Genomic DNA, 13,887 nt, shown 5'->3' with positions numbered 1-13,887 from the left:
AATGATGGGAGTCAAAGAAAATAAACGGAGCGTGAAAGAAAATGCTCAAACGCTGCGGCGCATATGGGGCTTTCTTGAGCATCAAAAGGGACGCCTAGCAGTTGTCATCGTAATGGTGATGATTAGCTCTGGTCTCAGTCTTCTTGGCCCATATATCGTGGGGAGAGCTGTCGATACATATATTATCGCCAAGCGTACAGATGGCTTTTGGATGGTTGTTGTTGCTCTTTTGCTTATTTATCTCGCTTTGTCGTTATCAAGCTTTTTACAAAGCTACTGGATGATTGGGATTGCGCAAAAGACGATTTACGCAATTCGCACTGAATTATTTGGACAATTTCATCAGCTTCCTATCTCTTTTTTCAATCAAAGGCAATCGGGGGAGCTAATGAGCCGATTGACGAACGATATTGACAATATGAGCCAAACGTTCAACAGTACGGTTATCCAAGTGATTTCAAGTACTCTTACGCTTATCGGAGCGGTGGTGGTGATGCTCCTGTTAAGTCCTCTCTTGACAGCGGTAACGCTGTTGATTGTGCCGATTATGTATGGATCTATGAAATGGATTACGAATCGAACACAAAAGAGGTTTAAAGAGCAGCAGAGAAATTTAGGAGAGTTGAACGGATTTATTGAAGAAGTGATTTCTGGACAAAAAGTCGTTAAGTTATTTTCCCAAGAAAAAAAGATGATTGCTCAGTTTTTAGAAAAAAGTGAACAGCTCAAGCAATCGGGATTTTGGGCGCAAACCTATTCAGGTTTTATTCCCAAACTTATGAACGTGCTAAATAATATGAGTTTTGCCTTAATTGCGGGTGTCGGAGGAATTTTCGCATTTAAAGGAATGATTTCAATCGGAACGATTGTGATTTTTTCAGAATATGCCAGACAATTTACACGTCCGCTCAATGATCTTGCCAATCAATGGAATACATTTCTATCTGCATTGGCTGGTGCTGAGCGGGTGTTTGAAATTATTGACCAAGACAAGGAAGAGGATGATGAAGCAGAAGCGATTGATTTGCCTGCTGTGCGCGGAAATGTTGAATTTCGCAATGTGTCTTTTTCATATGATCAAAAACGAAAAGCGATTCAAAATGTCAATTTTTCAGTAACAGAAGGCGAGACGGTAGCGCTTGTTGGACCGACGGGTGTCGGAAAAACCACGATTATTCAGCTTCTTATGCGATTTTATGATCCGGATCATGGACAAATTTTGATTGATGGGATAGATACTCGGCGAGTGAAACGGTCCAGTCTTCGCAGCCAGATGGCGTTTGTATTGCAAGACCCTTTTTTGTTTCAAGGAACGATTCGCGAGAATATTCGTTATGGCAGACTGGAGGCAACAGATGAAGAAGTGGTGGAAGCGGCTAAGTGGGCGAATGCGCATTCGTTTATTACAAAATTGCCAAAAGGCTATGATACCGTTTTACAGCCGGACGGCAGCGGTATTAGTCAAGGACAAAAGCAATTGCTGGCAATTGCTAGGGCAATGATCGCGAAACCGTCTATTTTAATTTTGGATGAAGCGACAAGCAATATTGACACAATGACGGAACTGATGATTCAAGAGGCGCTTGAGCGTTTGATGGAGAAGCGAACCTGCTTTGTTATCGCCCATCGGCTCAATACGATTCAACAAGCTGATCGCATTCTTGTTTTGCGTGAAGGAACCGTGGTGGAACAAGGAACGCATGATTCCCTTCTGAAGGAAAAAGGATTTTACAGTGAGCTGTATTATCGACAATTTAAAAAGGACGCCATATAAAAGTCTTGCACGGCATATCCGCGCAAGACTTTTATCACCTCTCCATTCGTTTGATGAATGATTGGCGCCAATCTTCCGATAAGGCAGGCTCGGCAACAATGGTTTTCATAGCCGCTACATTCCTTTTATCAATATAATAAATAGTATTCACATCATGAATAGAGAGAGCAAGCGGGCTCCGATCGATTAATGTGAGAGGATCACCTTTCTGTATGGAACCTTCTTGAAGCACGCGAAAATAAAAGCCTGTGTAGCCGGTTTCTTGAACTTTGAGCGGCAGATCCTTTAACCCGTGGCGTTTAGCTAATTTAAAACACGGCTGACGCGGCTGTGAAACTTGGATGACCGCTGTACCGACCTCATACACATCGCCGATGCAGACTTGGTTTTCCGTCAATCCAAAGAGAGTCAAATTTTCCCCAAATGCACCTGGGGTGAATGAGCGATGATAGACTTGCTCCCAAAACGAAAAATGTTCAGACGCATAAGCACAAATCGCTTTATCTGGCCCCCCATGGTGAATAAGATCCGCTTGTCCATCGCCAATGCAATGGGTTTTTGTGACAGTGATGGGCCCATTCACTGGCTGTTTATAAATTCCGGTAGTCAGAGGCTTTTCGTCAATTGTCACCGTTTGCGGCATCCCGATATTAATTGAAACAATGTGCATCATTTTTTCCTCCTTGTCTGTCAAGCTATGATATAGACGTCCATGACAAAAAATGAGATCATCATCGGAAGGGCGAAAACCCCTTTTGTTGAAATGGCTTTCTTTACTTGCGCTGACGAAAGGAATTTTTTCAGGATAGATGAAACGGAGTCTTGTTCATTGTTTGTGCCTTTCGGTAGAGTTCGTGCTATCTTTTGAGTTTTGTCTGGACGGCACTGCTTTCCGATCAACAAACCAATTTGTAAAGCAACTCGCTATTCTTCTGTCGCGTGAGCGCGTGAATCGCTACCTTTCTCAATTGGAAATATTTTGTATCTGCTCCGTTCTTTGTTCTGTATGTATATCAACAACTTCTATGTTTAACCGCGTTTGTTTCAGTTTTCTGCATTTTCTATTATGCTTGTTTGCTGATAGAAAGTCTACTTGTTTTGATGACAAACGCATGGTGTTTTTCTATGAAAAAAGATCCTTTGCTGAATGCAAAGGATCACATGTGCATGAGCTCTTTTTCGGAGGTCTCGGTTTGGCTTGGCTGTTGAGAATTTCTCGTGAATATGGATGAAATCGTCTGCTTAATGGTTTCCACGATATGTGTGCATCGCTCAAAAATAATCTCTTTGATAGTATCGAGCTGTCTCATTATTTTATATTGCGATGCTTCTTGGGCTTCTAATCGTTTGATGACCGTGTCATGAAACACACCTTGAAGCTCCAGCTTTTCTGCTAACTTTTGATATAGCTTTTCTTGTCCCTCCAAGCGTGCGCTCAATCCTTGATACAGCTCGTCTTGAAAGGCGATTTGTTGAGCCAGTCTTTTCATTGTGTTTTCCTGAACAGAAAGGGAATCAAGAATCGCTTTCTTTACGGTTTGATCGTTTTCGCTCATTTCTTGCCATTGGGCATATAAATGTTCATACTGTTGCTGTTGCAAGGAAAAAGAGTGCTGAAGCTGCTCCATGGAAGCGGACAAATGCTCATGAAATTGCTGCTGTTCATTCAACAACTCTTCGGTTTGAGGACGCCGATGATGAAAAACAGGAAAGGTAGCAGAGCTGCTTGGATCAGCAGGCGGCGTGGCTTTTTTATGCAAATAAATAAACGACATGCTTCTCCTCCTTTCTAATAAAAATGAAGTGCATCCATAGTATATGCATGTGCTTGTTTATGCGTTTATAGAGATTTCGCTTGACATGTTAGCATTTGTTGGTGCTGTTTATAGGGGGGACAATGTTGCTGCACAGAATCGGGAATGGGTCTGAAAGGGGTGTGTTCCTTTTTTGTTTCGCATCCGTATGGCCGAAAGGCAAATCACATGGTTCTTCCAACTGTGGATGTTTTTATAGGCACAGGATTTGTAAGGAAAAAAGAAGTCTGTTATAATCGAAGAAAAATACGACATTGCAGAGAGGATGTGGAAATATGCCTGCGGTTGAATCAGCAATGTTTCCATTAGGAAAGCAAGCGCCGTCTTTTGCTCTTGTCAATGCGATTGATGGCAAGATCGTGCGGTTGGAGGATGTGAAATCTGATGTGGCGACTGTCATCATGTTTATTTGCAACCATTGCCCGTTTGTTAAGCATGTGCAGCATGAATTGATCCGTCTCGCTCACGATTATCAGCCAAAAGGGGTGTCGTTTGTTGCCATCAACTCGAATGACGCCGAGAAATATCCGGATGATTCTCCGGAAAATATGAAAAAAGTCGCTGAAGAGTTAGGATATCCGTTCCCTTACTTGTTTGATGAAACGCAAGAGGTAGCGAAAGCATATCAAGCGGCATGCACGCCAGATTTTTATATTTTTGATAAAGAACTAAAATGTGTGTATCGCGGCCAATTGGATGACTCAAGACCGAATAATGGCATTCCTGTTACCGGTGCTTCTATTCGGGCGGCCTTGGATGCCCTCCTAGCTAATCAGCCCGTGTCTGAACAGCAAAAGCCAAGCATCGGCTGCAGCATAAAATGGAAGGAGTAAAGCTGGCTCGAGCGGCCAGCTCTTTTTTATTTTAGCCGTTTACTTTGATAATAAGGCAGGGAGAGAGGAATGACGGAACAAACGTCTCGAGTGTTTGTATACGGAACGTTATTAACAGGTGAAGTGAATCATGAAATTGCGGCTCCTTATTTGCAAAACGTGAAGCCTGGAAAAGTAAAGGGAAAATTGTATGATGTCGGATCATATCCGGCCCTTGTACTGGATCAGGAGGGGGAAGTAGTTGGTGAATGGCTGACTATAACGATAGATGGAATTCGAAGGATGGATGAGCTGGAGGATTACGAGGAAGGAAGAAATGATAACGAATACGAGCGCGTATGGATTAGAGACTGTACTCAGGAGATAGAGGGATATGTGTATGTCTACCATCCTGACAAGGCCCTCCACCTTCCTTTGATTGAATCGGGTTCATGGCGCCAACATCGTCCAAAAAAGAGGAATGCGTAAAGGGAAAAGTGGCTCTTGCTACATCAACGGGTGATTAAAACATTCGTAAGCTCATGAAACGAGGCCATCCATTTAAGAATAATGTGGAAAACGTAGGAGCAGTGCCGTATAAACGATATAGATACAACTGGATGTATCAACAGTTGTTTAGACTATAACTGATTTCAACAGTAAGGTGATCGAACAACTCCGCTTCCTGATAACTAAAATCATCTGAAAATGGCTGGTTGTTCGTTTTTTGTCGTGCAAATGTGTGGTGAAAGCCAATCCATAGATTGTCCCCTGATCTGTCCACTCCTCAAAAGGTGGCCGCTCCATCTTTAAGGTGTATTTCATTAGATGCAAGTGATTAAGCGAGCATATCGAATGAAGCGGAAGACGAAATCGTATGGAGAAGATAAAAAATGAATGATAAAACACACTTGACAAGTAGGAATACTTGGTATTAATGTATTAAATAATGAAAAAATTCAAATAGGTAAATGCTGATCAGACAAACTGAAGGCACTTTATGGTTGGGGAATGCATATCCGACAATAAAGTGTCTTTTTTTGTCTATCAAAGGGAGGGATGCAGGAAAACTTAAGAACGCTTTTCTGAGCAAAAGATAGACATCGACACATGAAATAAATGATTTTGCAAAGATTAGGGGGAGGTTGAAGATCATGAAAAAGCTGATTGTATTTATCATTGTTGGGTTTATCGCCCAACTGATTGATGGCTCACTTGGGATGGCTTATGGGGTGACTTCGACAACACTGCTTCTTGCTTTTGGAATTGCGCCGGCTGTTGCTTCGGCATCTGTACATTTAGCTGAGGTGGTGACAACTGCCGCTTCTGGAGCTTCTCATTTAAAATTTGGAAACGTAGACCGCGATATGGTGTTAAAACTGATTATTCCGGGATCGATTGGTGCATTTGTTGGCGCCTGCTTTTTAAGTAATCTGCCTGGAGATTTAATTAAACCGTACATTTCTACTTTTTTATTAATTCTTGGACTTTATATTATCTATCGCTTTTTATTTCTTCAGTCGTCTCAAGAAACGGAACGAGTACAAAAGATGTCAAATAAACAGCTGGTTCCGCTCGGACTGTTAGCTGGTTTTTTTGACGCAACCGGCGGCGGAGGATGGGGTCCGATCGCAACACCTGTCCTTTTAGCGAAAAAAGGAGTAGAAGCCCGCAAAGTCGTGGGAACTGTTGATACATCAGAGTTTGCGGTAGCCGTGTCTGCTACGCTTGGATTTTTCATTTCTTTAGGATGGGAGGAAGTGAACTGGTTTTGGGTCGGTACGCTCATGCTAGGAGGAATTATCGCAGCACCGATTGCTGCTTGGATTGTTAGAATCATGCCTTCCCATTTGCTTGGCGTGCTTGTCGGAGGATTAATTGTGTTAACGAATGCACGCACATTGCTTCACTCTTGGAATGTAGCGGAAAATTTGTATATGGTAGTTTATAGCATCATTATTGCCGGCTGGGTGTTTTCGGTTTGGTGGGCCATCCGCAATCATAAAAAGAGACTAATATCGGATCATTTGGCTTCGTAGCCTGTGATGGATAAATGTTGGAGATAAATTCATCCCTTTGTTTGGGGAAAGCCTATGTATATCGAAGGGAGTGCCTTCCCATTTTAGCGGCGTCACTCAATGTAACGATCTTAATCCAATGGAATGTGTCAATATTTCCCCGCATATGAGCGGACAAGGAACTCCCTGCAACAGTCGTCTTTCAGACCAAGTGATGTGTCTGAAAACGGTTGATTGTTTGATTCTCGGTCATGCTTGGGTGTGACCGAGACATCTGATCGTCGAAAAAAGGAGATCTTCTGTTTATCTTCAAAGCCAACCTTTTACTCAAAAGGTTGGCTTTTATAATAGGAAGAATGAATGAATATACAAAAAAATGAAAGGTTATTGCACTTGGCTACAATCTTTCAAGCATATAAAAACAGCTGATCAAGAAAACGCTTTCTTAAAAAATTATAAAAATACAGAAAGATTTATAAAAAAAGTGATTGTCAAAACGGGAATGTTTCAATATAATAAAATCATGTTAGAAAACTATACGCACGAATGTGAGGTTATGTAACATGTATAAGGTATTAGTTTCGCAAGTGAACAATGATACGGCAGTTCTTGAACAAATTAAAGAGACGATTCAACAAAAACATGTAGAGCTTTTACATTTGCAATTTGTAGATATTGAAGGAATTTTAAAGCATGTGACGGTTACGGTTGAGCAATTGGATGATGTGGTCAATGGAAAAATCATGTTTGACGGCTCCTCCATTAAAGGATTTTCGCCTATAAACAAATCAGATTTGTATCTTCTTCCAGATCTTAACACATTTGCTGTTTTGCCTTGGACGGTAGAAGAGGGATATTCGGAGGCACGTTTTCTTTGCTCTGTAATGAACCCAGATGCAACGCGATTTGAAGGAGATCCTCGTAACGTATTAAAGAAAACAGTCGAACGTGCGGCGCAGCAAGGGTATACGATTTCTGTCGGTCCGGAATTAGAATTTTTCTTATTCAAAACGGATGAACACGGAAATCCAACGACACAAACACAAGATAATGGCGGTTATTTTGAACCATCGCCAAAAGATCTTGGGGAACGCGTTCGTCTTGAGATTTATCGAGCATTAAAAGCGATGGGCTTCAAAATCGAAGCCTCACATCATGAGGTGGCCGAAGGACAGCATGAAATTAACTTTAAATACGCGGATGCATTAGGCTCTGCTGACAATGCTACAACTTATAAATGGGTAGTGAAAACGATTGCAAGCAAATATGGATTGCATGCTACTTTCATGCCAAAGCCTGTCTTCGGCATTAACGGATCAGGAATGCACGTCAATATGTCATTATTTAAAGATGGAGAAAATGCATTCTTTGACCCGAGTGATGAAAATCAGCTTTCAGAAACAGCATATCAATTTATCGCTGGTTTATTAAAAAATGTGAAAAGTTTTGCAGCGGTCACAAACCCACTTGTCAATTCCTATAAACGTCTTGTTCCGGGATATGAGGCACCATGCTATATTGCGTGGTCAGCATCCAACCGTTCGGCGCTTATCCGGATCCCGGCTAAACGCGGTGTAGCGACACGTGTAGAGCTTCGCTGTCCAGATCCAGCGGCCAACCCTTATTTAGCGTTTGCTGTGATTGCGGCAGCTGGACTTGATGGTATTGAAAAAGCGCTGAAAGCGCCAGCTCCGATTGATGAGGACATTTTCCATATGACAGAAGAGCGTCGGGAAGAGCTTGGTATTGAAAATCTTCCAGCAAGCTTAGGAGACGCTGTGTCTGAATTTGTAAATGGTACGATTGGACGCCAAACGCTAGGTAATCACGTATTTGATGAATATGTAGCCATGAAAAATGAGGAATGGAATAGCTACCGCACAGCTGTGCATGCATGGGAACTTGAACAATATCAAGGAAAGTTTTAATAAATTTCCAAAAGAAGTCTCCCATCTTTAAGGAACGTGAAGGGCGATAGCCCAGTGAGTAGGGGGGAGAATGAATTTCGGTTGGCGATGGCCAACGGATAGGATACTTTATCGTTCAAACGGACCCCTTTAGAACGAAGGGAAGCGTAAAGGGTCCTTGTGTGGGGCTTATCGTTCAGCGAACATGAAGCCCTCCTCTAAGCGAAGTGTAGATAGTGGGTAGTTCACGGGTGCATAAATTATGGAGAAAAGCAGGCGATTTTTGCCTGCTTTTTTATTTTTAAAAAGGAATAAGAGAGAGCAGGGAAATGGCTGAAATCTTAGCTTGTCTTTCATAAAAAGTCTAAAAATTTTAAAAATTACTTGAGAAAACGCTTACGTAAATGTTATAATTCTTGTAAACCGATTTACAAAACCGATTTACAAGCCTTAAACGAAGAGGAGACGTTTGAAAGCGAGAAAAGTTTCAATTTTTTCGGGGGGGTGGCTCTCTTTCATGATAACACACGAGCTATAAATATAAGGGATGGATATGGAATTCAATGGCCCGCGTTCAAACAACAGCAGTATTTGGACTCTTATCACATGTCTGCATGATGAAAGCAAACTTATAAGATTTGTCTCTGACTGATCATCGATTTTTCAGCGATCTTTTCTTCGATTTTCAAGCTGCCTTTATATGGCTTGGACGGATCTTTAACAAAAATACGAAAATCGCAGAATCAAGAGGATGAGAAAGGGGAGAGAGGATGGATGTTGTCACGTTTGGAGAAGCGATGGTGATGTTTGTTGCGGAGGAGCCTGGATCGCTTCAGCAGGTGAGCCGCTTTCAGCGAGCGCTTGCCGGGGCGGAGGTCAATACGGCCATCGGGTTTGCTCGATTAGGACTAAAAAGCGGGTGGGTCAGCAAAGTCGGAAATGATGTGTTTGGGAACTATATTCTCGAGCAGCTACGTCAGGAACAGGTGAACATTGAGCAGGTCCACATCTCTGCTTCTTTTGCGACAGGCTTTCAGCTAAAAGCAAAAGTAAGTGAGGGAGATCCAGAAGTACAATATTTTCGAAAACATTCAGCCGCCAGTCATTTAAGCGTGGCTGATTTTGACGAAGCCTATTTCCGTTCCGCTAAACATCTGCATATGACAGGGATTCCTTTAGCCCTTTCCAGCTCCATGCGAGAATTTGCCAAGCACGCGCAATCATTTATGAGAAAAGAAGGAAAAACGATATCGTTCGATCCTAATCTAAGACCTGCATTATGGACAACAAAAGGCGAGATGATTCGAGTGGTTAATGAATATGCTTTTAAAAGTGATTACGTTCTTCCGGGAATCGAAGAGGGAAAATTGCTAACGGGCTATACAAAGCCGAGCGATATCGCTGATTTTTATTTAAAAAGAGGAGTGAAGCTGGTTGTTATAAAATTAGGAAGCAAAGGGGCGTTTTATAAATCTTGCGATGAGGAGGGATATGTTCCGGGATATCGAGTATCGAAAGTAGTAGATACTGTTGGGGCCGGAGATGGTTTTGCTGTAGGACTTATCAGCGGGATTTTAGAAGGAATGCCCGTTTTCCAAGCGGTGATGCGAGGAAACGCGATCGGAGCTTTAGCTGTTCAATCAATAGGTGACAGCGACGGCTATCCTAATCGAAAAGAGTTAGACAGCTTCATGCAAAAATATCATGGGGAGGATGCGGCATGCAGCGTACAATAGCGAAATCGCGCTGGTATCGTTTAATTCCGATTGTTTTTATTACGTACAGTCTAGCTTATTTGGATCGTGCCAACTATGGATTTGGCGCGGCGGGAGGATTGGCCGAGGATTTGCATATTTCCGCAGCGACATCTTCACTGCTCGGCTCGCTATTTTTTCTTGGTTATTTTTTCTTTCAGGTTCCCGGTGCCCATTATGCCGAAAATAAAAGCGCGAAAAAGCTGATTTTTTGGTCGCTCATTCTTTGGGGAGGACTTGCGAGTGCCACTGGCATCGTCAGTAATATCCAGTGGCTTATGATCATTCGCTTTTTATTAGGAGTGGTAGAAAGCGCTGTCATGCCTTCCATGCTTGTATTTTTAAGCCACTGGTTTACGAAGGAGGAGCGTTCGCGAGCAAACACCTTTTTGATTTTAGGGAATCCTGCAACAGTGCTATGGATGTCTATCTTATCAGGGTATTTAATTGAAGCAGTAGGCTGGCGCTGGATGTTTATTGCTGAAGGCGTCCCGGCCATCATATGGGCTTTTATTTGGTGGAAGCTTGTCAATGATGAACCAAAAGAGGCCAAATGGTTGACGGATGAAGAAAAACAGCAGCTGCAAGCTCAATTGGAGCGCGAACAGCAAGAATTAACGCCTGTAAAAAATTACAGTCAGGCATTCCGTTCAAAAACGGTCATATTATTGAGTTTGCAATATGCGCTTTGGAGCATTGGGGTATACGGATTTGTCATGTGGCTTCCATCTATTATCCATGCCGCGCCTAATATGGATATTGTCAAAACGGGCTGGTTATCATCTGTTCCTTATGTGTTGGCGATTATTTTCATGTTCGCCGCTTCCTACTACTCTGACAAACTGTTAAATCGAACCATATTTGTATGGCCGTTTCTACTTGTTGGAGCGATTACCTTTTATGCTTCCTATATGATTGGCACAAGCCACTTTTGGATCTCCTTTTTTTTACTGGTAGTAGCAGGAGCAGCCATGTATGCCCCGTACGGACCGTTTTTTGCGATTATTCCTGAAATCTTGCCTCGCAATGTTGCTGGAGGAGCGATGGCCTTAATCAATAGTATGGGAGCGCTCGGATCGTTCGTCGGCTCTTATATTGTCGGCTATTTGAATGGGGCCACGGGAGGATTTGGAGCCTCGTATATTTTTATGGCAGGATCTTTGTTCTTCGCCGCGATCTTCACGATGATGGCGGTGAAAGGACAACAATCCCTAAAAAAGAAACGTGTGCCTGAGCAATGGGAGGTCCATCAAGCACACAAATGAAAGCCTATCATTATTATACGATAAAAATTGCATATTTGCACGATGACGGCACAATAACCAGAAATAGACGGTTGAAAGGCTAGCGAGGAAAAGAGAATTTGCTTTTCTTCCCATGTGCTGGATAGGCCAGTTTATTCTTGTTAAAATGGAAATAATCGAAATTTACCGAAGTTTATAAAAAGGAAGAGGGGTTATGAAAAGAATAACAATGGCAGATGTAGCCAAAGCGGCAGGGGTATCAAAAAGCACGGTATCGCAATTTTTAAATAAACGATATGAGCATATGGGAGAAGAGACAAAAGAAAAGATTCGTGAGGCCATTGAACGGCTTGGCTATCATCCGAATTATATTGCCAGAAGTTTAAAGCAAAAACGGACAGCCATGATCGGAATTATTGTTGCTAATATTATGCATAGCTTTTCGACGGAAATTAGCAGAGCCATCGAAGATTTTTGTCATGAGCATGATATGCATGCCATTGTTTGTAATGCAGACGACGATCCGGTTAAAGAACGGAAATATATTGAGATGCTGCGAGCAAGACAAGTGGATGGGTTAATCCTTTTTCCGACTGGCGGCAATCTTGAGTTGTACAAACAAATGGAGCAGGAACGTTATCCAGTCGTATTTGTAGACCGCAAGATTTCAGAAGTCAATATCCGTACCATTGTTGTGAATAATAAGGAGGCAACCTATCAGGCGGTGGCCCATTTGATTGAAAAGGGGCATCGAGACATTGCCATAATTACGCCACCGCTAACGATTTATCCGCGCATTGAGAGAATGAACGGTTATAAGCAGGCGCTAAACGACTATCGCATTCCCATCAAACAAGAATATATGATTTCAACAGAAATCCAGCGAATGATTTCCGAATTAAGCCGTTTATTTGCATTGCCGGACAAACCAACTGCATTAGTAGCGGGGAATGATTTATCCTTTTTTGAAGTCATGAAATTTTTAAAAGAAAACGGTCTTCGCGTTCCAAATAATGTGGCCGTCGTTGTATTTGACAATATTCCTTTTGCTAGTTTTTCTGAACCGACAATGACCACGATTGCTCAACCGGCATATGCGATGGGGAAAAAAGCGGCCGAGTTGTTGCTGCAGCAAATTCATCATCACGAGGAATTACCCGATTCAAACTTATACACTTTCCCGTGTACATTGATGATTCGTGAATCTTCTAGCAGAGCGCTTATATAGGATACAACTTGGCATATATTGTCTGGGAGAAAAAGCCGCCTTGATGGGGAAAGGAGAAGGAGGATGTACATTCAGCTTGCGCTTGATCGAATGACGATGGATGAAGCGATTCATGTAACAGAGGAGGTGTATCATGAAATTGATTGGATTGAAGTTGGCACCTCTTTAATTAAAGAATACGGTGTTCAAAGTATTGAAAGGCTGAAAAAAGAATTTCCAAATAAACTGCTTGTGGCGGATATGAAAACAATGGATAACGCGGCATATGAATGCCAGATGTGCTTTGAAGCGGGAGCTGACATAATGACAGCGATGGGAGTCGCGCCGAATATTACCGTGAAGACATGCTTGGATGAAGCAAAAAAGAGAAAGAAAAGAGTCATGATTGATTTATTGAATGTCCATGAAACGCTTCTGCCGTCATTGCTAGAATATAAGGAAGCGATTTTTTGCCTTCATGTAAGCAAGGATGAACAAGAGCTTTTTGGTTTCAACGCAGCACGGTTCCCTATGTTTTTGGAGGAGATGCAAGGACGGACATGGGCGATTGCTGGAGGAATTTCCCTTGATTCTCTTGATATGGTGAAGCAGCTGCAGCCCTATGTCGTGATTATCGGTTCTGCCATCACAAAGGCAGAGAATAAACAGAAGGCGGCCCAAACACTGAAACAAGCGATTTTTGCAAGGAGGAGTCATGGATGAACGATCCCCTTCAATTAATCATGAAAGAGATCGAACAGGTGCTTTGTGATTTTCAAACGACTAGCATGGAACGGGTGGTAACGATTCTTTCCTCTGCGACACGAGTTTTTGTGGCAGGAGAAGGACGTTCTGGATTGATGGCCAAAGCGTTTGCGATGCGCCTTATGCATCTTGGCGCCGATGTTTATGTAGTTGGGGAGACGATCACGCCGTCGATACAGAATGGAGATGTATTAATCGCAGTGTCTGGTTCAGGTGTAACTAAAAGTACCGTTTGGATGGCGGAAAAAGCGAGGCAGCTTGGCTGTCCAGTGATGGCTTTTACGACTGATGTAGCCTCCCCGCTTGCTCAAAAGGCTTCCTGCATAGTTTATGTTCCTGCAGCGACTAAATATCGCCGCGATCATGAAAAAGCAAGCATACAGCCGTTAAGCTCTCTATTTGACCAGTGCATCCATATTATTTTAGATGCCATTTGCCTGCAATATGCAGAAGTGAAACAGGTTGAACACAAACAAGCCTTTAGCCAGCATAGCAATCTAGATTGAACACTCCCCCCACCTCTGATTCGCTTAGAGGTGGGGATTTCTTGATCAGAGAATGATGAATGTGCCATTGAATGCCGTTTTATATC

General features: G+C 42.5%; 12 protein-coding genes. 10 read left to right on the top strand and 2 right to left on the bottom strand.

What is annotated here, in order from left to right; translation table 11 throughout:
• Position 1: 1 nt before the first annotated feature.
• The gene (locus tag GRQ40_RS09595; protein WP_236546451.1) at positions 2-1,774 is read left to right on the top strand and encodes an ABC transporter ATP-binding protein; all 1,773 of its coding nucleotides are present in this window, start codon (positions 2-4) and stop codon (positions 1,772-1,774) included.
• Positions 1,775-1,808: 34 nt separating this feature from the next.
• Here the strand turns inward: GRQ40_RS09595 and GRQ40_RS09590 are convergent, their stop codons facing one another.
• Both GRQ40_RS09590 and GRQ40_RS09585 read right to left on the bottom strand, forming a co-directional pair.
• A complete protein-coding gene (locus tag GRQ40_RS09590) occupies positions 1,809-2,444 on the bottom strand; it encodes an MOSC domain-containing protein (protein ID WP_159719860.1) in 636 nt (211 codons plus the stop codon).
• Positions 2,445-2,931: 487 nt separating this feature from the next.
• Positions 2,932-3,549 (bottom strand): hypothetical protein, encoded by a 618-nt coding sequence (locus tag GRQ40_RS09585; RefSeq protein WP_066149026.1) that lies wholly within the window; start codon positions 3,547-3,549, stop codon positions 2,932-2,934.
• 314 nt (positions 3,550-3,863) lie between these two features.
• On the opposite strand from GRQ40_RS09585, the gene GRQ40_RS09580 reads away from it, so the two are divergent.
• The 9 genes from GRQ40_RS09580 to hxlB all read left to right on the top strand — a co-directional run bounded on the left by GRQ40_RS09580 (position 3,864) and on the right by hxlB (position 13,801).
• A complete protein-coding gene (locus tag GRQ40_RS09580; RefSeq protein ID WP_066149025.1) occupies positions 3,864-4,421 on the top strand; it encodes a thioredoxin family protein in 558 nt (185 codons plus the stop codon).
• A gap of 69 nt (positions 4,422-4,490) precedes the next feature.
• On the top strand, positions 4,491-4,889 hold the full coding sequence (locus tag GRQ40_RS09575; RefSeq protein WP_159719859.1) for a gamma-glutamylcyclotransferase family protein: 399 nt from the start codon (positions 4,491-4,493) through the stop codon (positions 4,887-4,889).
• A 665-nt stretch (positions 4,890-5,554) separates the two neighbouring features.
• Positions 5,555-6,439 carry a sulfite exporter TauE/SafE family protein gene (locus GRQ40_RS09570; RefSeq protein WP_066149023.1) on the top strand — a complete coding sequence of 295 codons (885 nt, stop codon included), beginning with the start codon at positions 5,555-5,557 and terminating at the stop codon, positions 6,437-6,439.
• A gap of 542 nt (positions 6,440-6,981) precedes the next feature.
• Positions 6,982-8,346, top strand: coding sequence for a type I glutamate--ammonia ligase (gene glnA, locus GRQ40_RS09565; protein WP_159719858.1), 1,365 nt, complete (start codon positions 6,982-6,984; stop codon positions 8,344-8,346).
• Between the two features lie 749 nt (positions 8,347-9,095).
• Positions 9,096-10,061, top strand: coding sequence for a sugar kinase (locus GRQ40_RS09560; RefSeq protein ID WP_159719857.1), 966 nt, complete (start codon positions 9,096-9,098; stop codon positions 10,059-10,061).
• Complete coding sequence (locus GRQ40_RS09555) at positions 10,046-11,344, top strand: MFS transporter (protein WP_044741615.1); 1,299 nt, start codon at positions 10,046-10,048, stop codon at positions 11,342-11,344. The genes GRQ40_RS09560 and GRQ40_RS09555 overlap by 16 nt, the downstream gene beginning before the upstream one ends.
• A gap of 193 nt (positions 11,345-11,537) precedes the next feature.
• Complete coding sequence (locus GRQ40_RS09550) at positions 11,538-12,551, top strand: LacI family DNA-binding transcriptional regulator (RefSeq protein ID WP_159719856.1); 1,014 nt, start codon at positions 11,538-11,540, stop codon at positions 12,549-12,551.
• Between the two features lie 63 nt (positions 12,552-12,614).
• Positions 12,615-13,253, top strand: a complete 639-nt coding sequence (gene hxlA, locus GRQ40_RS09545; protein ID WP_066149017.1) for a 3-hexulose-6-phosphate synthase — start codon at positions 12,615-12,617, stop codon at positions 13,251-13,253.
• Positions 13,250-13,801, top strand: a complete 552-nt coding sequence (hxlB, locus tag GRQ40_RS09540; protein WP_066149016.1) for a 6-phospho-3-hexuloisomerase — start codon at positions 13,250-13,252, stop codon at positions 13,799-13,801. The genes hxlA and hxlB overlap by 4 nt, the downstream gene beginning before the upstream one ends.
• The last annotated feature ends 86 nt before the right edge of the window (positions 13,802-13,887 follow it).

It is taken from the genome of Anoxybacillus sp. PDR2, from assembly GCF_009834045.1.
In the GTDB taxonomy this organism is placed as follows: Bacteria; Bacillota; Bacilli; order Bacillales; family Anoxybacillaceae; genus Anoxybacteroides; species Anoxybacteroides rupiense.
The sequence above is the reverse complement of the archived record's forward strand: the minus strand, read 5'-3'. Positions and strand labels throughout refer to the sequence as shown.